Origin of the sequence: Pseudomonas sp. 3-2 (assembly GCF_019710535.1) — a bacterium.
GTDB classification, from domain to species: domain Bacteria; phylum Pseudomonadota; class Gammaproteobacteria; order Pseudomonadales; family Pseudomonadaceae; genus Aquipseudomonas; species Aquipseudomonas pharyngis.
Genome location: NZ_CP081200.1, coordinates 5820852 through 5839812, shown reverse-complemented (window position 1 = coordinate 5839812; position 18961 = coordinate 5820852). Strand labels below are relative to the sequence as shown.

Annotated in this window: 16 protein-coding genes; 4 read left to right on the top strand and 12 right to left on the bottom strand. The window is 61.1% G+C overall.

Annotated elements, in window-relative coordinates:
* The first annotated feature begins 87 nt into the window (after positions 1-87).
* Both K3819_RS26575 and K3819_RS26570 read left to right on the top strand, forming a co-directional pair.
* Positions 88-1884 (top strand): acyl-CoA dehydrogenase C-terminal domain-containing protein, encoded by a 1797-nt coding sequence (locus K3819_RS26575; RefSeq protein WP_221398219.1) that lies wholly within the window; start codon positions 88-90, stop codon positions 1882-1884.
* A gap of 184 nt (positions 1885-2068) precedes the next feature.
* Entirely contained in the window at positions 2069-3847 is a 1779-nt protein-coding gene (locus tag K3819_RS26570; RefSeq protein ID WP_221398218.1) for an acyl-CoA dehydrogenase C-terminal domain-containing protein, read from the top strand.
* Between the two features lie 227 nt (positions 3848-4074).
* Here K3819_RS26570 and K3819_RS26565 read toward each other — a convergent pair whose 3' ends face one another.
* Positions 4075-5004 carry a LysR family transcriptional regulator gene (locus tag K3819_RS26565; protein ID WP_085612948.1) on the bottom strand — a complete coding sequence of 310 codons (930 nt, stop codon included), beginning with the start codon at positions 5002-5004 and terminating at the stop codon, positions 4075-4077.
* A 169-nt stretch (positions 5005-5173) separates the two neighbouring features.
* On the opposite strand from K3819_RS26565, the gene K3819_RS26560 reads away from it, so the two are divergent.
* Entirely contained in the window at positions 5174-6457 is a 1284-nt protein-coding gene (locus K3819_RS26560) for an aspartate aminotransferase family protein (RefSeq protein ID WP_221398217.1), read from the top strand.
* Positions 6458-6663: 206 nt separating this feature from the next.
* Positions 6664-6822: a YqaE/Pmp3 family membrane protein gene (locus K3819_RS26555; RefSeq protein WP_003228885.1), complete on the top strand. Its 159-nt coding sequence runs from the start codon at positions 6664-6666 to the stop codon at positions 6820-6822.
* 3 nt (positions 6823-6825) lie between these two features.
* Here the strand turns inward: K3819_RS26555 and K3819_RS26550 are convergent, their stop codons facing one another.
* The 11 genes from K3819_RS26550 to K3819_RS26500 all read right to left on the bottom strand — a co-directional run bounded on the left by K3819_RS26550 (position 6826) and on the right by K3819_RS26500 (position 18778).
* A complete protein-coding gene (locus tag K3819_RS26550; RefSeq protein WP_221398216.1) occupies positions 6826-8634 on the bottom strand; it encodes a S9 family peptidase in 1809 nt (602 codons plus the stop codon).
* Positions 8600-9772 carry a pyrroloquinoline quinone biosynthesis protein PqqE gene (pqqE, locus tag K3819_RS26545; protein ID WP_221398215.1) on the bottom strand — a complete coding sequence of 391 codons (1173 nt, stop codon included), beginning with the start codon at positions 9770-9772 and terminating at the stop codon, positions 8600-8602. Before pqqE ends, K3819_RS26550 begins: the two co-directional genes overlap by 35 nt.
* Complete coding sequence (gene pqqD / locus K3819_RS26540) at positions 9744-10019, bottom strand: pyrroloquinoline quinone biosynthesis peptide chaperone PqqD (RefSeq protein ID WP_095195887.1); 276 nt, start codon at positions 10017-10019, stop codon at positions 9744-9746. The genes pqqE and pqqD overlap by 29 nt, the downstream gene beginning before the upstream one ends.
* Complete coding sequence (gene pqqC, locus K3819_RS26535) at positions 10016-10768, bottom strand: pyrroloquinoline-quinone synthase PqqC (RefSeq protein WP_064599869.1); 753 nt, start codon at positions 10766-10768, stop codon at positions 10016-10018. The genes pqqD and pqqC overlap by 4 nt, the downstream gene beginning before the upstream one ends.
* Before the next feature lie 21 nt (positions 10769-10789).
* Positions 10790-11701: a pyrroloquinoline quinone biosynthesis protein PqqB gene (gene pqqB / locus K3819_RS26530; protein ID WP_221398214.1), complete on the bottom strand. Its 912-nt coding sequence runs from the start codon at positions 11699-11701 to the stop codon at positions 10790-10792.
* Between the two features lie 84 nt (positions 11702-11785).
* On the bottom strand, positions 11786-11860 hold the full coding sequence (gene pqqA / locus K3819_RS26525) for a pyrroloquinoline quinone precursor peptide PqqA (protein ID WP_003444522.1): 75 nt from the start codon (positions 11858-11860) through the stop codon (positions 11786-11788).
* 159 nt (positions 11861-12019) lie between these two features.
* A complete protein-coding gene (gene pqqF, locus K3819_RS26520; RefSeq protein WP_221398213.1) occupies positions 12020-14446 on the bottom strand; it encodes a pyrroloquinoline quinone biosynthesis protein PqqF in 2427 nt (808 codons plus the stop codon).
* A gap of 38 nt (positions 14447-14484) precedes the next feature.
* Entirely contained in the window at positions 14485-15279 is a 795-nt protein-coding gene (locus K3819_RS26515; protein ID WP_085646887.1) for a carbon-nitrogen hydrolase family protein, read from the bottom strand.
* A 12-nt stretch (positions 15280-15291) separates the two neighbouring features.
* On the bottom strand, positions 15292-16974 hold the full coding sequence (locus K3819_RS26510; RefSeq protein ID WP_064599862.1) for an NAD(P)/FAD-dependent oxidoreductase: 1683 nt from the start codon (positions 16972-16974) through the stop codon (positions 15292-15294).
* 146 nt (positions 16975-17120) lie between these two features.
* On the bottom strand, positions 17121-17582 hold the full coding sequence (locus K3819_RS26505) for an Lrp/AsnC family transcriptional regulator (protein ID WP_064599860.1): 462 nt from the start codon (positions 17580-17582) through the stop codon (positions 17121-17123).
* A gap of 107 nt (positions 17583-17689) precedes the next feature.
* Complete coding sequence (locus K3819_RS26500) at positions 17690-18778, bottom strand: pyridoxal phosphate-dependent aminotransferase (RefSeq protein ID WP_085612940.1); 1089 nt, start codon at positions 18776-18778, stop codon at positions 17690-17692.
* Positions 18779-18961 lie beyond the last annotated feature (183 nt).

Below are 18961 nucleotides of genomic sequence, written 5' to 3'. Positions count from 1 at the left end.
ATGACGGCGCATTCAGCGTCTGGACAGTGATTGTGGGGCAGGGTGGCCGGCAGTAGGTTGAAGCAATCTGCTGAAGGAGAAGCCACCATGCCCGAGTACAAAGCTCCCTTGCGCGACATGCGCTTTCTGATCGACCACGTCTTTGACTTCCACACTCAGTACGCGGCCCTCGGCGCCCACGACGCCAGCCCGGACATGATCAACGCGATCCTCGACGAGGGCGCGAAGTTCTGTGAGAACGTGCTGGCACCGCTCAATCGCAGCGGTGACGAAGAGGGCTGCCATTTCGACAACGGCGTGGTAACAACGCCTACAGGCTTCAAGCAAGCCTTCGCACAATACGTGGAAGGCGGCTGGCACGGTCTGGCGGCAGATCCGACCTACGGCGGCCAGGGCCTGCCGAGTTCGCTGGGGCTGGTGATCAGCGAAATGGTCGCCTCCAGCAACACTTCGTGGGGCATGTACCCGGGCCTGACCCACGGCGCCATGTCGGCGATCCACGCCCACGGCACCGAAGAACAGAAAAACACCTATCTGCGCAAACTCACCGCCGGCCAGTGGACCGGCACCATGTGCCTGACCGAAGCCCATTGCGGCACCGATCTGGGCATCATCAAGACCCGCGCGGTGCCTCAGGCCGACGGCAGTTATGCAGTGACCGGCAGCAAGATTTTCATCTCCGCCGGTGAGCACGACATGAGTGACAACATCATTCATCTGGTGCTGGCCAAGCTGCCGGACGCACCGGCCGGGACCAAAGGCATTTCGCTGTTCATCGTGCCGAAATTCCTTCCGGACGCAGCCGGTGAGGCGGGTGAGCGCAACGGCGTTTCCTGCGGCTCGATCGAGCACAAGATGGGCATCAAGGCCTCGGCCACCTGCGTGCTGAACTTCGACGACGCCAAAGGCTTCCTGATCGGCGAGCCGAACAAGGGCCTGAATTGCATGTTCACCATGATGAACCATGCGCGCCTCGGCACGGGAATGCAGGGCCTGTGTCTGGGCGAAGCGAGTTTTCAGGGCGCAATCAAATACGCCAACGATCGCTTGCAGATGCGTGCCCTGACCGGCGCCAAAGCTCCGGACAAACCGGCCGACCCGATCATCGTCCACCCGGACGTGCGACGCATGCTGCTGACTATGAAAGCCTTCAACGAAGGCAACCGCGCGCTGACCTATTTCACCGCTCAGATGCTCGATGTCGCGCACCTGAGCGCGGACGCCGAGGCGCGTCAGCAGGCCGAAGACCTGTTGGCGTTCCTGACCCCGATCTGCAAAGCGTTCATGACCGACACCGGCCTTGAGGTGACCAACCACGGCATGCAGGTGTTCGGCGGCCACGGATTTATCCGCGAGTGGGGCATGGAGCAACTGGTTCGCGATTGCCGGATCGCGCCGATCTACGAGGGCACCAACGGCATTCAGGCGCTGGATCTGCTCGGGCGCAAGGTGCTGGGCAGCCAGGGCAAGCTGCTGCGAAACTTCACCAAAATCGTCCACAAGTTCTGCGCGGCCAATGCCGGGCATCCGCAACTGGGCGGGTTTGTCGCGCAGCTTGATGGCCTCAACCAGCAGTGGGGCGAGCTGACCATGAAGGTCGGCATGGCCGCGATGAAGAACCCGGATGAAGTGGGCGCCGCGTCGGTGGATTACCTGATGTACAGCGGTTACATCGTTCTCGGCTATCTGTGGCTGCGCATGGCGCTGGTCGCTCAGTCGCAGCTGGAGTCGGGCGAGGGTGATGGCGATTTCTGCCAGGGCAAACTGGCGACGTGCGAGTTTTACTTCAAGCGTCTGTTGCCGCGCATCGCGGCGCATCGTGCGGCGATCGAGGCGGGCAGCGATTGCCTGATGAAGCTGCCGGCCCAGTTGTTTGCGCTGTAACGCGCGCCTGTTAAACAAAAGAGCCCGCTGATTGCGGGCTTCTTTATGCTGGATGGCTGGTGACTAAAAATAACAAAACAGTCACTGCCTGACCCTATGTGTCGCAAAAGTTGTTGGGTTACACTCCAGCTCAACGAAAACACCCTTCCACGAATCACCTGTTTAGATCTTTGCGAGGTTTGCCATGGCTGACTACAAAGCGCCGCTGCGCGATATGCGCTTCGTCCTCAATGAAGTGTTCGAAGTCGCCAAACTCTGGGCCGAACTGCCGGCGCTGGCTGAGACCGTGGACGCGGAAACCGTCGAAGCCATTCTCGAAGAAGCCGGCAAAGTCACCAGCAAAAGCATCGCGCCCCTGAGCCGTGCCGCCGATGAAGAAGGCTGCCACTGGGCCGACGGTGCCGTCACCACGCCGGCTGGTTTCCCACAGGCCTATCAGACTTACGCCGAAGGCGGCTGGGTCGGTGTTGGCGGTGATCCGGCTTACGGCGGCATGGGCATGCCAAAAGCCGTATCGGCCCAGGTCGAAGAAATGGTCAACTCCGCCAGCCTGGCCTTCGGTCTGTATCCGATGCTGACCGCCGGCGCCTGCCTGTCGATCAACGCTCACGCCAGCGAAGAACTGAAAGCCGCTTACCTGCCGAACATGTACGCCGGTGTCTGGGCCGGTTCCATGTGCCTGACCGAGCCGCACGCCGGCACCGACCTGGGCATCATTCGCACCAAGGCCGAGCCTCAGGCCGACGGTTCCTACAAGGTCAGCGGCACCAAGATCTTCATCACCGGTGGTGAGCATGACCTGACCGAAAACATCATTCACCTGGTGCTGGCCAAGCTGCCTGACGCACCGGCTGGGCCGAAGGGCATTTCGCTGTTCCTGGTGCCGAAGTTCATGGTCAATGCCGATGGCAGCCTGGGCGCACGCAACCCTGCGAATTGCGGTTCGATCGAACACAAGATGGGCATCCAGGCCTCGGCCACCTGTGTGATGAACTTCGACGAAGCGGTGGGTTATCTGGTCGGCGAGCCGAACAAGGGCCTGGCGGCGATGTTCACCATGATGAACTACGAGCGTCTGGGCGTCGGCATCCAGGGCCTGGCCACCGGCGAGCGCTCGTACCAGAACGCCATCGAATACGCCCGCGACCGCCTGCAGAGCCGTTCGCCGACCGGCGCGCAGAACAAAGACAAGGTGGCCGACCCGATCATCGTCCACCCGGACGTGCGTCGCATGCTGCTGACCATGAAAGCCTCGAACGAAGGCGGCCGTGCGTTCTCCACCTACGTGGCGATGCAACTCGATACCGCCAAGTTCAGCGAAGACGCCGCCACCCGCAAGCGTGCGGAAGATCTGGTTGCCTTGCTGACGCCAGTGGCCAAGGCCTTCCTGACCGATTTGGGTCTGGAAACCACCGTCCATGGTCAGCAGATCTTCGGCGGCCACGGCTACATCCGCGAGTGGGGCCAGGAGCAACTGGTGCGGGATGTGCGCATCACCCAGATCTATGAAGGCACTAACGGCATTCAGGCGCTGGACCTGGTGGGGCGCAAGATCGTCGGCAGCGGCGGCGCGTTCTACAAGCTGTTCGCCGACGAGATCCGCCATTTCACCGCGACCGCCAGTGCCGATCTGGGCGAGTTCACCAAGCCGCTGAATGACGCCGTCGACACCCTCGACGAGCTGACCTCGTGGTTGCTGGACCGGGCGAAAACCAACCCGAACGAAATCGGCGCGGCATCGGTCGAGTATCTGCAAGCGTTCGGCTACACCGCTTACGCGTACATGTGGGCGCTGATGGCCAAGGCATCGCTGGGCAAAGAAGCGCAGGACGATTTCTACGCGAGCAAACTCGGCACGGCGCGGTTCTATTTCGCCCGTGTGCTGCCGCGGATTCACTCGCTGAGCGCGTCGGTCAAGGCTGGTAGCGAGTCGCTGTTCCTGCTGGACGCTGCGCAGTTCTGATGATGTAACGTCATGTAAGCGATCTCTTACATGACGTGCTGCTGTTCTCCCATAGGCGTAGATTGGATCCAGAGCTAATCTACTTTCCATGGACGTCGCGCAGGAAGCGCAAAGCAACAACACGGACACGTAGGATTCTGCCAGGGTGGCGGAGTGAAATGGATGTCAGGGAAACAGTCTGCAAAGCCCCGCTTCGGCGGGGTTTTCTTATGCCCGCAGAAAAGTTTTCAGCTCAGCGCGTCCAGCGGTGGTGCACCTTTCAGCGGTTTGTCCTCACGCTGCATCACCTCTTCCAGCAACGTTCGCAGCAAGGCCAATGGCGCCTGCTGGCGCTGCACATCGCGACACACCAGCCCGACCTTCAACGGTACACGCGGCTCACTCAACGGTTTCCACAACAGATCCTGATCGTCGTACTCCTTTTGCGAACGACCGGGTAGCACCGTCGCCAGACGCGTATGCGGCAGGCTGTCTAGAATCCCGACCATATTGTTCAATTCGGCCTGCACTTGCGGGCGTCGTCCGAGGCTGGCCAATTGCGCCTGCCAGATCTGACGGATCTGAAATTCTTCGCCCAATAGCAACATCGGCAATTCGGCCGCCTGACTCATCGAGACTTTCTTGAATTCCCGCAGCGGATGATCCGCCGGGATGACCAGCGTCAGTTCATCTTCGTACAGCATTACGCCGTGCAGCCCCGGCTGACGTGGCGGCAAATAGCTGATGCCGATATCCAGCGAGCCGTTGAGCAGTCGCCGCTCGATCTCAAGCCCCGTCAGTTCATAAATTTGCACTACCAGATGCGGCTGGGCCTTGCGCACCCGCTCAAGCATCTGCGGCACCAGGCTGGTGTGCACGGTTTGCAGTACACCAATCGCCAATGTGCGCAGTGCCTGACCCTTGAAGTTGCCCAGCGCCTCGCGCGCCCGCTGCATGCCGTCGAGCAGCGGCAGGGCGTGGTTGTACAAGGTGTGGGCGGCGAGGGTCGGCAACAGGCGTTTGCTGCTGCGTTCGAACAGGGTGACGTCGAGGTTCTGTTCCAGCTGGCGGATCTGCTGGGACAGCGCGGGTTGAGAGATCGACAGGCGCTCGGCGGCGCGTCCGACATGACCTTCTTCGTAGACCGCGACGAAATAACGCAGTTGTTTGAAATCCATAAGTAATACTTATCGAAAATGCTGGGAAATCGAAATGGCTCGACGCCGTGAACCGGCCTAGTCTAACCGCATTCACAAGGCTTACAGGGCCGGAAAGCGCAATGACCAGCGTTTGTTATGAAAGTGTTTGCATAGGCAGTTCAAAAAACCTCGATCGAGGTTTTTTTCAATGAATCTGTTCAGTTTGCGGCGCCAGACGCCGAGCCTCGATGACCTGGTTTTTGAAACCCAAGAATCGAACGTCGCTGATGGCCTGAATGCCGAACGTCTGATGCCCAGCGTCGAGCGCCCGCAGCAGGTATTCGTTCGCGGCCAGGGCTCCTGGCTATGGGACAGCAATGACCGCGCCTACCTGGACTTTTCCCAGGCCGGCGGCGCCAACAGCCTTGGCCACAGCCCTTCGGCGCTGGTCAAGGCCATCGCCAGCCAGGCCCAGGCCCTGATCAATCCCGGCTTCAATCTGCACAACCGCGGCATGCTCAGCCTCGCCGAGCGCCTGTGTTCCAGCACTGCCAGCGATCAGGCGTACCTGCTCAACAGCGGCAGTGAGGCCTGTGAAGCAGCGATCAAACTGGCGCGCAAATGGGGTCAACTGCATCGCGGTGGCGCTTCGCGGATCATTGTCGCCAGACAAGGCTGTCACGGACGTAGTCTGGCGACGATTTCGGCGTCGGACAGTTGCAACCTGCACAACCGCTTCGCGCCGCTGCTGCCGGGTTTCGATCTGGTGCCGTTCAATGACCTGCCGGCATTGCATGCAGCGGTCGACGCACAAACCGTGGCGATCATGCTCGAACCGATCCAGAGCGATGCCGGAGTAATCCCGGCGACCGAGCATTACCTCAAGGGTGTCGAACGTCTGTGCCGTGAGCTGGGGATTCTGCTGATTCTCGACGAAGTTCAAACCGGCATCGGCCGCTGCGGCACCTTGCTCGCCGAACAGTCCTACGGAGTGCGCGCCGATATCGTCGTGCTCGGCAAAGGCCTCGGCGGCGGTGTTCCACTGGCGGCGCTGCTGGCGCGAGGCAAGGCCTGCTGTTTCGAACCTGGGGAATTGGGCGGTACGCATCATGGCAACGCACTGATGACCGCCGCTGGCCTGGTGGTGCTCGACAGCGTGCAGGACCGCGCCTTCCTCGAACAGATCCGGGACAACGGCCAGCATCTGCGCGAAGGGCTCGCCCGTCTGGCCCATCGTTATGAACATGGCGAGTTGCGCGGGCAAGGGCTGTTCTGGGGACTGACCCTGTCGGAAGACTCCGCCGAGGCCGTCGTCAAAGCCGCACTTCACGAAGGTTTGCTGCTCAACGCCCCGCAAGCCAGCTGCCTGCGCTTCACCCCGGCGCTCAACGTCAGCCAGGCCAACATCGACGAAATGCTCCTGCGTCTGGCCCGCGCCTTCTCCCGGGTACGCACCGCGCAGCTGCAATGCCGCAAAGGGATTGCCGTCTGAGCTGAAATTTCCCACCCGAATTCAAGAACCGTCTCGCGGTATAACGCACGCCCCACGCCTGATTCTTTTGGCGTGGGGCGTTTTTTTGTGGCCGGGTAATGGCAATCAGATGGCGAGATTGCGGTTTGCACTGAACCCTGACAAACGGCACAGGTCGATTAGCTTGTATGGCTCAGGTGAGCCAACCCCCAATCAGGAGCTGCCCCATGGACTTTATCCGCATCATCATCGCCATTCTGTTGCCGCCACTGGGTGTGTTTCTGCAGGTCGGGTTCGGCGGCGCGTTCTGGCTGAACATTCTGCTGACGTTGTGCGGTTACATCCCGGGGATCGTGCACGCGGTGTACATCATCGCCAAGCGCTGAGTCTCAGTCCGTCAAACCCATCACTCGCCGGTAGAACCGCCATTCCTGCTCCAGCGCATGGGCCTGGTTGGCGGCCCGGCGGAAGCCGTGGCGTTCGTCGGCGTAGTAATGCGCTGCGACCTCAATGCCGTTTTGCTCCAGAGCCGCGACCATGTCGCGGGTCTGTTGCGGCACGACGACGGCGTCCAGTTCACCCTGAAAGAAAATCACCGGTACGCGGATGTTGCCTGCGTGCAGCAACGGCGTGCGGGCGGCGTAGCGTTCGGCGTCCTTCTCTGGATCGCCGATCAGCCAGTCCAGGTAATCGCCTTCGAACTTGTGCGTAGCACGGGCTAGGGCCACCGGGTCGCTGACACCGTACAGACTGGCGCCAGCGCGGAATACCTGATGGAACGCCAGTGCGCACAGCGTCGTGTAACCGCCGGCGCTGCCGCCACGGACAAACGCACGGTCGCCATCGATCATGCCGCGTTCGGCCAGATAGGCCACCACTGCGCAAGCATCCTCTACATCCACCACTCCCCAACTCAGATGCAGGGCCTGTCGATACTCTCGGCCATAGCCGCTGCTGCCTCGGTAGTTGAGATCGGCGACGGCGAACCCGCGTTGTGTCCAGTACTGAATGCGCGGGTCGAGCATCGGGTAGCAGGCCGACGTCGGGCCACCGTGGATGAACACCACCAGCGGCGGTTTCGCATCGCCATTCGTGGCCGGGTAAAAGAATCCGTGTGCTTCACCCGAACCGCTGGGGTAGCGCAGGGTTTGCGGGCGGCTGATGCGCTCGGCGGGCAGCGGTGCGACACCGCCGGCCAGGACATTCACTTCACGCGATTTGCGATCAATGGCGATCACCGCTGAAGGGCTGATCGGTGAGGCGGCAATGCAGTAAATGAACTGATCATCGACAGCCAGATGACGGAAGCGGCTGTAGTCGCCGGTGAAGTCTTCGCCGTTGAGCGCCAGACGACCGAAACCGCCTTCGCTCCAGCTCGCCAAAAAACCTTCGTCGGTGGGCAGCCAGGTGCAGCCGCCAAGTTGCCATGGGGCTGGAGCGTGATCGGCTTCGGCGCTGGCTAACGGTTGCAAGCCGTTTGCCGACTCGACCCACGGTTGCCAATAACCAGCACGATCGGTCAGACAGCCCAGTCGGCCATTGGCATTGAATCGCGGTTGCTGGACCGACTCTTCAAACGCTTCACCCGCCACACAACGCGGGGCGGAAAATCCATTGGACGAGCGCTCGGCGATCATCAGTCGGGTGGAAGTCCACGGCTGATGCGGACGGCTCCACTCGATCCACGCCAGGCGCTGGCCGTCCGGACTGATGATCGGCGACGCGTAAAAATCCGCCCCTTCAACCAGCATTTGGCGGTCGCCATTCGCCAGATCGATAGCCACCAGCCGATGGCGATCACCGTTCTCTTCAACGGCCAGCACCTGCCCGTCGGCGTAGTTCAGATCGCCATAACGACACTCGCCAGACGTCAATGCCACGGGCTCGCCATCCAGCGTCTGGCGATACAGCTGCTGATCCGCCTCGTTGACAAAAACCACCCCGTCAGGCGTCAGGCAAAACGCCCCACCGCCATATTCGTACACCCGGCTGCGCACGCTGAAACCCGCGGGTGTCAGACATTTCGCCGTACCATCGCGCCAGTGCCAGATCCGGCATGCGGCGTCTGTCGGGCGATATTCATTCCAGAACAAACCCTGGGCGCCGAGCTGCAATTCGGCGAAGTCCACGCCGGCGGCAACCGCGGCGGTAGCGCTGAAAGGCTCAGCCTTTGGCGATGAGGCGCGAGTTTCGTTCATTGCGAAAGGCCAGTTGTTCGATGGTCTGGGTGGCGTGCTCGGCTTCTTCGCGGGCCTTGAGAATCACGCCGTGATGTTCTGACTTGCTGCACACCGGGTCGGCATTGCTGGCATCGCCGGTGAGCATGAAGGCCTGGCAGCGGCAGCCGCCGAAGTCCTGCTCTTTCTCGTCGCAGGAGCGGCACGGCTCGGGCATCCAGTCATAACCGCGAAAGCGGTTGAAGCCGAACGAGTCGTACCAGATGTGCTGCATGCTGTGGTCGCGCACATTGGGAAATTGTACCGGCAGCTGTCGGGCGCCATGACAGGGCAGGGCGGTGCCGTCCGGTGTGACTGTCAGAAACAGACTGCCCCAGCCATTCATGCAGGCTTTCGGGCGTTCTTCGTAATAGTCCGGGGTGACGAAAATCAGCTTGCACGGATGCCCTTCGGCTTCCAGCTTGGCGCGGTATTCGTTAGTGATGCGTTCGGCGCGGATCAGTTGCTCTTTGGTCGGCAACAGACCGACACGATTGAGCTGCGCCCAACCGTAGAACTGGCAGGTGGCGAGTTCGACGAAGTCGGCCTCCAGCGCAATGCACAGCTCGATGATGCGGTCGATCTTGTCGATGTTATGCCGATGGGTGACGAAGTTCAGCACCATCGGATAGCCGTGCGCCTTCACGGCGCGGGCCATTTCCAGTTTCTGCGCGAAGGCCTTTTTCGAGCCGGCGAGCAGGTTATTCACTTGCTCGTCGCTGGCCTGGAAACTGATCTGGATGTGGTCGAGGCCAGCCTTCTTGAAGTCGCTGATCTTCTGCTCGGTCAGGCCGATGCCGGAGGTGATCAGGTTGGTGTAGAAACCCAACTGGCGCGCTTCGTGGATCAGCTCGGCAAGGTCCTGGCGTACCAGCGGTTCGCCACCTGAGAAGCCCAATTGCGCTGCGCCCATCTCCCGCGCTTCGCGGAACACCTTGATCCACTGCTCGGTGCTCAGTTCTTTGCCCTGCTCGGCGAAATCCAGCGGATTGGAGCAGTACGGGCATTGCAGCGGGCAACGGTAGGTCAGCTCGGCGAGCAGCCAAAGCGGCAGGCCGACTTCCGGTTTGGCCGGGACTTGCACCGATGACTCAGGCAAGTTCGATCCAGTGTTGCGCACGGGCAACCTCCATGAATTGCTCGATGTCGTCACCGAGCTCGGGCACGCCGGGAAACTGTTTGTCGAGTTCGGCAATGATTGCCGCGACGTCCCGCTCACCGTCGATCAGGCCGCCGATCAGCGCGGCACTTTCATTGAGCTTGATCATGCCTTCCGGGTACAGCAGCACGTGGCCTTTCTGGGCCGGTTCGTACTGGAAACGGTAGCCGGGACGCCAGGTCGGGGTCTTGCTGCGGTCGAAACTCATAAGGCGATTCCTTTATGCCAGACCCGTTGATCGGTGACGCTGTGATACGGCGGGCGGTTCAGTTCGTAAGCCATGCTCATGGCATCGAGCATGCTCCAAAGAATGTCCAGTTTGAACTGGAGAATTTCCAGCATGCGCTCCTGACCTTCGCGGGTCCTGTAGTGCTCCAGCGTAATCGCCAGACCATGCTCGACATCGCGGCGGGCCTGACCGAGACGGGTGCGGAAATATTCGTAGCCGGCCGGGTCGATCCACGGGTAATGCTGCGGCCAGCTGTCGAGACGCGACTGGTGGATCTGCGGCGCGAACAGTTCGGTCAAAGAGCTGCTGGCAGCTTCCTGCCAACTGGCGCGGCGGGCGAAGTTGACGTAGGCATCGACGGCGAAACGCACGCCGGGCAGCACCAGTTCCTGGGAACGCAATTGATCCGGATCGAGACCGACGGCCTGGCCCAGACGCAGCCAGGCTTCGATGCCGCCGTCCTCACCGGGCGCGCCGTCGTGGTCGAGCAGGCGCTGAATCCATTCGCGGCGGATCTCGCGATCCGGGCAATTGGCGAGGATCGCCGCGTCTTTCAGGGGAATGTTCACCTGATAGTAGAAACGGTTGGCGACCCAGCCCTGAATCTGCTCGCGGGTGGCCCGGCCTTCATACATCGCCACGTGATACGGGTGATGAATGTGGTAATAGGCGCCCTTGGCGCGCAGGGCCGCTTCGAATTCGGCGGGGGACAGCGGGGTGTCGGTCATTGCGGTTCTCCGGGCCATTCGTTACAGGACGATGCTCATGCCGTCATACGCCACTTCAACATTGCGCCGCACCAGCTCCGCGCGCTCCGGCGAGTCCTCATCGAGAATCGGATTGGTGTTGTTGATGTGGATAAGCACCTTGCGCTGCTCGGGAAGCTGTTCCAGCACTTCGAGCATGCCGCCGGGGCCGTTCTGCGCCAGGTGGCCCATTTCGCGGCCGGTGCGTGTGCCGACGCCACGACGCTGCATTTCATCGTCATCCCACATCGTCCCGTCCACCAGCACGCAGTCGCTGCCGGCCATGATTTCCAGCAACGGCGCATCGACCTTGCCCAGGCCTGGCGCATAGAACAGTTTGCCGCCGGTGCTGAGGTCTTCGACGATCAGGCCGATGTTGTCGCCCGGGTGCGGGTCGAAGCGGTGCGGCGAGTAAGGCGGTGCGGCGCTGCGCAGAGGCAGCGGGGTGAAGCGCAGGTTCGGGCACGCGGCGACGGTGAAGCTCTGGTCGAGTTCGATGCGGTTCCAGTCCAGCCCGCTGTTCCAGTGCTTGAGCATGGTAAACAGCGGGAAACCGGTGCTCAGGTCTTCGTGGACCATGTCCGTGCACCAGACCTGATGCGGGCAGCCTTCGCGCAGGCTGAGCAGACCGGTGGTGTGGTCGATCTGGCTGTCCATCAGAATGATCGCGCTGATGCCGGTATCACGCAGGGCACGGGCCGGCTGCATCGGGGCGAAGCTCTGAAGCTGCGCGCGGATGTCCGGCGAGGCATTGCACAGCACCCAGTTCACGCCGTCATCGGAAATCGCGATGGACGATTGGGTACGGGCCTGGGCATTCAGGCTGCCGTCGCGAAAGCCTGCGCAGTTGACGCAGTTGCAGTTCCACTGCGGAAAACCGCCACCGGCGGCCGAACCCAGAATCTGGACGAACATGAACGCTCCATCATTTCAACGCTGAAAATAAAACGCCCCGGCGAGCCGAGGCGTTGCACTGCAATGTTCTGCTTGAGGCAGGACTCAGCGGCTGGCGAAGTACATGGTGACTTCGAAGCCGATGCGCAGGTCGGTGTAAGCAGGTTTGGTCCAGGCCATCGGGTGACTCCTTTTTCAGGTGGGTGGGATAGCGCTATCCATAGGTATAGTCCACGGCAGCGCAGGGATGTTCCAAATAGTTAGGTGGCTATGTTACTCAAAATTTCAGGGGGTTTGCCCGTGAATCTTTGAGAAAGCTCCTTGCAGCCCCGGTAATGATCAATTTGCCGCTTGCCAGGGCGCGCCGGGCGAAGGGCTGTTGGCCAGGACGTGCCAGCCGCCTTCGGCGCGGATTAAACAGTGTGCGGCGGCCAGCAATGCCTCGCGGTCAAGCTGACTTATGGCATTGCTCAGTTGAATCAGGTAATCCGACGAGTGGCCGGCGAGTTTTGCCTGCCACAGAAGTTCGGCAGCCTCCTTGCCGGACAGGATGCCGGCATCCAGGTGTACGGCGAGGATCTGGCGCTGCTCGACGAGGAAGGCATCATCAATGTTTTCGACCAGCGCGGGGATGCCTTCGATGAACTGTTGAACGTGATCGAGCAGTTGCGCGGGAGTGGCGGTCGGCGATTGCACGCCGAACTGCCATCCACCTTGACCGTGTACCTGTCTGAAAGCACTGAACACCGCGTATCCCAGTTGCAATTCACCTCGTAGCCGCTGATAGAACGGCGTGTGACACAAGCGCGCAAGGAAGCGCCACGCGGCTTCGCTGGGAATGTCCGGTCTGGCGGTCGGGCAGAACAGTAGTAATGCGTGTTCGCTGGAGGCGGTGTCGAACTGATCCCAGCGATGTTGTGCGTGGAATGCCGGCAGGGTTGGTAATTCATTGGATGGCTTGCCGGGAATGCGGCTCAGGGCCAGTCCCATGGCCGATTGGGTATGGGCATCGAGACCCAGCGCCAGACCATCCCAACGGGAAGTTGTCCACAGCTGCTTGGCATCATCGGATTGCGCAACCACGGGCAGGCAACGCTCGGGCCATGCCTTGAGCAATTGACGGATCAGCATCGACGGCACTGGCGGCTCACCGCTTGGCGAGTCGGCATCGACCTGCGTCAGATATTTCAGCGCATGTTCCAGCACTACGGGCAGCGTGTCCTGCAGGCCGGTCAATTTCAGCAGCCACTGATTACCCGTAGTGCTGAAGGACAACTCCACCCCGGCCTGACGCGCGTCGTCAGACACTTCCCGCAGGCTGCGTTGCAGTTTCGCTTGCAGCTCGGCCGTGGCCGCCGCTTCCGTCTGCCAGCGCACATACACCGCGCCTTCGTCGCCGTTATCCGGCAGCGCCTGGCTGAATTGCATCGGCGAGCGTTCGCGGCGGCTGCGCGAGCGATCCTGAGCGAATGTGCGCAGGCCTCGGTGGGCGCTGGTCTGGCCGCGGATCAGACCGGCGTTGGCCAGCGGCTCGGCTGCGCGCAGAAGCGGGTTGGCAGCGGGCAGATGCCAGTGACTGCTGAAGTTATCCACAGTGCCGATTTTGCCGAGAATTACTTTGAGCGCCGTAACGGCCGCGTCGGACAGGCCGCTCTCGAGTTGTTCGCTGTCGAGTCGCGCCCGTTGCAGCGCGCCGCTGACCTGCTGCTGACGCTGAAACTGTGCCGAATATTCCTCCCGCAAAGTCGGCCAGTCCTGCTGGGCTGCGAAGAAGCTCAACCAGTCGAGAAACTGTGCGCGGATGGCGTCGAGTGGACCGGATGGCGTCGTGAATTGAAGGTGCAGCAAAGCTTGCTCGGCAAACTGATACAGGACACAGGCCTGCAAACCTTCCGCCAGACCCTGCTGCTGCAAATGGGCGAGCAAGCCACCGGGTTTGGCGCTGTTCAACCAGTGGCAGAGAAACGCCAGCGCTTCGGCTGACGACTCCGGTAACTCCTCCAACGCAAACAGCAGATTGCCGCGATGCTCGCCGGCCTGTTGATAACTCTCCTCAGCGTTGCCCATCAAGCGTACGGCAGCTGCCTGTGCAGTTTTATCCCCAGGCGTCAGCGTGGCGGCAAACTGTTCGGCCAGCGTGCGCAGCTCTTTAACACTCTGCGGCCCGACCAGGCTCAGGGTCATTTGCCCGGTGCGGTAGAACTGCTGATGGAAGTCTTTCAATGCCTGTTTAAAGTCCGCTTGCTCCACCGGCAGGCTGTCGCGGTTTCCGGCGTGGAAACCGCGCAACGGATGTTCCGCTGACAACCCTTCGAACAGCGCTTCTTTCTGCTGAGCCGCAGCATCCTGCGTCCACGCGACAAACTCCGCCTGCAACACTTCCCGTTCCCGCAACTGATCGTCCGGATTCATACGCGGATGGGCGAGCATGTCTGACAGACGCTCCAGCCCAGCGCTGAACGACGCTGGCGGCAATTCAAAGAAGAAATCGGTGGTGCGCTCGCGGGTGCTGGCATTCACCTGGCCGCCGTGACCTTGCACGTAGGCCATCAGCCCTTGCTGTGCAGGAAATCGCTCGGTGCCGAGAAACAGCAGATGCTCAAGGAAGTGCGCCAGCCCCGGCCATGCCAACGGCACGTCATGACTGCCGGCCGCCACTCGCAACGCAGCGGCGCTGCGTTTCAGGCCGGGCACGTGACGCAGGGTCACGCGCAAGCCGTTGGCCAGGGTTTCGGTGTGGGGGCGGGGGTGAGTCGGCGCAGGCATGGGCACTTCCAGAACAGTGAAGTGCCAATGCTAGCGGATTAGCGCTTGTTGAGCGCGTCGTAAAGTTCGGGACGGCGGTCGTTGAAGTAACGGTTGGCGCTACGGGAGTCGACCATCAACTGGCGATCCAGCTCACCGACGATCAGTGCTTCATCCAATCCTGCCTGGGCGATGCGGCTGCCATCCGGCGCGGCGATGCTGCTTTGCCCGCAGTAATGGATGTCGCCCTCGTGGCCGCAGTAGTTGGCGTACGCCACGTAGCACTGGTTTTCGAAAGCCCGGGAGCGCACGGAGACGTCGGCAATGAAATCGAAAGGAATCATGTTCGCTGTCGGCACCAGAATCAGTTCGGCACCTTCAAGGGCCAGGCGCCGGGCGTTTTCCGGGAACTCCAGGTCGTAGCAGATCAGGAACCCGAGCTTCCAGCCGTTGAGCTCGACGATGGGAAACTCGCCATCGCCGGCGCTGAACATCGAACGATCCAGATCGCCGAACAGATGCGTCTTGCGGTAATTGCACAGGCGCTCGCCGTTTGAGTCGATCAACTGCACGGCGTTGTAGATCTGTCCTTCGGCGGTGCGCTCAGGGTAACCGTAAAGAATCGCCAGGCCGGCAGCCTTGGCGATACGTCCGACTTGCTGCGCCCACTCACCGTTGTAGACCTCGGCCAATGTCGCGACTGCCTCCTTGCCGATGTTGTAGCCGGTCAAGAACATCTCCGGCACCACCAGCAGATCGGCGCCTTTGGCCTCCATCGCCAGTTGATGCAGGCGCTGAAGGTTGGCGGCGGGTTCCAGTGGCAGCGGTGGACATTGGTAAAGGGCTACACGCATCGGGGATTCCTCTTACTCGGGCAGGGCGATCGGGCCGATGTCTTTGAACACATCGCCCGGGCCGGGGTTCTCTTTATGTGTGGACCCGCCGAAGTGCTTCATGATTCCCCACACCGCGTTGAGCGACGTTTGCACCGCGCCTTCAACCCAGGCCGGCGTCCACGACACGTCGTCACCGGCGATGAAAATCCCGCGCTGCTCCGGCGGCATGTCGTCCTGCATGAAGTGCGCGTACATGCGCTGGTTGTAGCGATAGTGGCCGGGCAGGGCGCCCTTGAACGCGCCAAGGAAGTGCGGGTCGGCTTCCCAGGACACGGTGATCGGATCGCCGATGATCCGCGCGGCGATGTCGACCTTCGGGTAGATCTTCTTCAGCGCATCCAGCGCCAGTTTCACGCGTTTTTCCACCGGGTGCGGGAGCATCTTGAGCGCATCGCTCATCCACGAGTACGACAGGCAGATCACGCCAGGCTTGTCGTCGCCGTTATCGAACAGGTAGGTGCCACGGGTCAGGCGATCGGTGAGGGTCATGCTCATCAGGTCGCGGCCGGTTTCCGGGTCCTTGTCCTTCCAGAACGGGCGGTCGACCATCACGAAGGTCTTCGACGATTGCATGTAGCGCGTGCGGTCCAGTGCCATCCACATCTTTTGCGAGAACAGGCTTTCGTCGCATTCGATCTGAGTGGTCAGCAGCCAGCTCTGGCAGGTGGTCAGTACGGCCGCGTATTCGCGGGTGTCGCCGTTGTTGTCGGTGACTGCGAAGCGTCCGTCAGGCGCGTGGGCGATTTTCTTCACCCCGGAGCGCGGGGCGCCGTGGTGCAGCGATTTCAGGCTGGTGCCTTGCGGCCAGTGTACGCAGCGTTCCGGCGCATGACGCCAGATGCCTTGCGGCACTTGTTCCACACCGCCGACCACCAGATGCTGGTGATCGTCGCAGTTGGTCATCACCACACGGAAGATTTCCAGCATCGAGTTGGGGAAGTCCGAGTCCCAGCCGCCGGTACCGAAACCGACCTGACCGAACACTTCACGGTGATGGAACGACAGTTTGGCGAAGGCTTTCGATGTGGCAACGAAATCGTAGAACGTGCGGTCGTCCCATAGCGGTACGAGGGTGTTCCACAGTTCCTTGAGGCGTGGCACGTCGCGGTCGCGGATCGCTTGCTGGATATCGGCGAACTGCGAGCCGGCCTCCAAAGCGTCGGCCCAAGCGTCAGCCACTTCCTGGAACAGTGCAGGAAGATCCTTCAGGCTCTGTGCGTAATGGGTTTTGCCTTCCAGGTCGATCACGGTGCTGCCGGAGGCCGGCGTCAGCGGGTTGGGGAAGGGCTTGGTCTCGAGGCCGAGTTTGTCGACGTAGTGATAGAACGCGGTGGAGGACACCGGGAAGCGCATGCCGCCGAGCTCGGCGACGATGCCGTCGGTACCGTTGAACGCTTGCGAACGCAGGCGTCCACCAAGCTTCGAGGCCTCATACACGACCGGTTTCAAGCCGAGCTTCATCAGCTCATAAGCCGCCACCAGACCGGCGATGCCGGCACCGACGATGGCCACTTCGGCCCCGTGGTTATGCTCGGGAATGCTGCCCAGACCGGCCGGGTGTTCGATCCAGTCGTCGAAGGCGAAAGGAAAGTCCGGGCCGAAAATGGTGACGGGTTTCTTACCGTCTGCAGGATGGCGATTGTTCTTGTTCATGGCTGACCTTGCTGGCGACCCGACGCTGGATGCGCGTCTGAGTATAGGAAAAGATGCCAGCCATTCTAGGGAGCGTAGAACACGTTAATAAGACGCAATGTGTCGTCGTTTTGAACGTTAGTGCTGCAATATGACGAAAGTAGTGATCAAACTGGATGCCCGCGATCAATCTTGCTGCTGAGGATGATCGAAGTTGTGGTCTTCTCCACGCCGTCTACGCTGCCGATCTGATCCAGAAGCTGATCGAGCTGCTCCGGGGAATCGGTTCGCAGCCAGGCTACGTAATCAAATTCACCACTCACCGCGCACAATTGCTGTACCTGGGCCATCGCGCTCAACCGGCGCAGCACCTCTTTGCCGGAGCGTGGCTGCACTTTGATCCCGACGTAAGCCTGCAATCCGCCGTCCACCACGCGCTGACCCAGACGCACACCATACCCGGTGATGACCTTGGCCTTTTCCAGTCGCGCCAATCGCGAAGTCACGGTGGTGCGGGCGATCCCCAATTGCCGCGCCAGCATCGCCACGCTTTCGCGGGCGTTGATTTGCAGGGCAGCGATCAACTGGCGGTCGATTTCATCGAGCACGGGTGGGCGGATGTCGGACAAGGGGCGTCTCCATGGGCGCGGATCTTTGGCTGCGCATGTTACAGGCTCGGCCGGCGGTAAGCTTGTGGGCGACACTCGCGCGGTTTTCCATAGGAACTGTCTTGATATCAGACGCTGGCAAATGCCTCGCGAAACCGTCGCATGTCGTCTTCCGTGCCAACGCTGACCCGAATCCAGGTCGGCCACTCTTTCCATACCCGGCCTACTTTTACCCGGCGATCGGCCAACGCCTGCACCACCTCCGTGGCAGGACGTTTCACGTCGACCATGAAGCAGTTGGCCTGCGACACCGTGCAGCGAAAACCACGAGCGGCCAGCCAGCTGATCGTCTCGTCACGCAGCTTCGTGTTGGTGTGCTTGCGTTGTGGCAGCAACTGCGTGTCCTCGAGACTGGCTATGCCGCCCAAAAGTGACGGAGCCGCCGGCACGTTATAGTTGCCGAACACCTCCAGTTGCTCCAGCAGGGTCGGGTTGGCTATCGCGATACCCAGGCGAGCGCCCGCCATGCCATAGATTTTCGAGAAGGTTCGCAGCACCATCAGTTCGGGATGGTCCTTGACCAACGGGATGCAGGTTGGCGCATTCGAGAAGTCGATATAGGCCTCGTCCACCAACAGAATCGTTCCCTTTGGCTTGTTCGCCAGCGCGAGCAGGATATCTGCGTGGGGCGTCACCGTACCGGTCGGATTATTCGGATTGCAGACGTAGATCAGTCCCGCCTGCGGGTCGGCCGCCAACATGCGTGGCAGATCATGGGCGTGATCAGGATTCAGCGCTATTTCGTGGACCGCGACCTGGCTGCCACGCGCCGCCTCGACAGGGTCTTCATAAGAGGGCGACGCGACGACCAGGCTGCCCCGTCGAGTGAAGGCGTGAACCGCATGCTGCAAGGCCATTTTGGAGCCGCAGAAGGTCTGAACATACTCCTCCGGTATGCCTTGTTGGCGGGCAAATAGAGCGTTGAGTCGGTACTGGATCTTGTAGGGATAACGCCCGCACAGTGCAATGCCTTCCTGCATCGCCTGTCGGGCGGTGAGTGCCGGTCCCCAGGGGCTCTCGTTGAAATTGATCAGTACCTCATCGCCGGGTACCGGTGCCGGTACATCCTGACGTTGCGCCTGTCCCCAGGATGACTGCGCGAGCAGGGGGAGTGCTGCGGCGATTCCCATGAGTGAGCGGCGAGTGACATCAACCATAAAAATTCCTTTTTCGAATCATCAGATGTGCCTCGGCTTTGGGTGCCAGGACAAAAGTGTAACGAAATGGTTAGTTGTCGATTTAAACAGGCACGAGGCAAGCCTTGTTCACGCTTTCGGAAGTCGCATGTTTTGAGGGAGATGGAACGACTGCCCCCGGGCCGGAATGGCAGAAACGAAAAA

Bases quoted from the DNA above. Each gene is read 5' to 3' on its own strand.
- K3819_RS26575 (WP_221398219.1), top strand. From the start codon at position 88: ATGCCCGAGTACAAAGCTCCCTTGCGCGACATGCGCTTTCTGATCGAC.
- K3819_RS26570 (WP_221398218.1), top strand. From the start codon at position 2,069: ATGGCTGACTACAAAGCGCCGCTGCGCGATATGCGCTTCGTCCTCAAT.
- K3819_RS26565 (WP_085612948.1), bottom strand. From the start codon at position 5,004: ATGGATTTCAAACAACTGCGTTATTTCGTCGCGGTCTACGAAGAAGGT.
- K3819_RS26560 (WP_221398217.1), top strand. From the start codon at position 5,174: ATGAATCTGTTCAGTTTGCGGCGCCAGACGCCGAGCCTCGATGACCTG.
- K3819_RS26555 (WP_003228885.1), top strand. From the start codon at position 6,664: ATGGACTTTATCCGCATCATCATCGCCATTCTGTTGCCGCCACTGGGT.
- K3819_RS26550 (WP_221398216.1), bottom strand. From the start codon at position 8,634: ATGAACGAAACTCGCGCCTCATCGCCAAAGGCTGAGCCTTTCAGCGCT.
- pqqD (WP_095195887.1), bottom strand. From the start codon at position 10,019: ATGAGTTTCGACCGCAGCAAGACCCCGACCTGGCGTCCCGGCTACCGT.
- pqqC (WP_064599869.1), bottom strand. From the start codon at position 10,768: ATGACCGACACCCCGCTGTCCCCCGCCGAATTCGAAGCGGCCCTGCGC.
- pqqB (WP_221398214.1), bottom strand. From the start codon at position 11,701: ATGTTCGTCCAGATTCTGGGTTCGGCCGCCGGTGGCGGTTTTCCGCAG.
- pqqF (WP_221398213.1), bottom strand. From the start codon at position 14,446: ATGCCTGCGCCGACTCACCCCCGCCCCCACACCGAAACCCTGGCCAAC.
- K3819_RS26515 (WP_085646887.1), bottom strand. From the start codon at position 15,279: ATGCGTGTAGCCCTTTACCAATGTCCACCGCTGCCACTGGAACCCGCC.
- K3819_RS26510 (WP_064599862.1), bottom strand. From the start codon at position 16,974: ATGAACAAGAACAATCGCCATCCTGCAGACGGTAAGAAACCCGTCACC.
- K3819_RS26500 (WP_085612940.1), bottom strand. From the start codon at position 18,778: ATGGTTGATGTCACTCGCCGCTCACTCATGGGAATCGCCGCAGCACTC.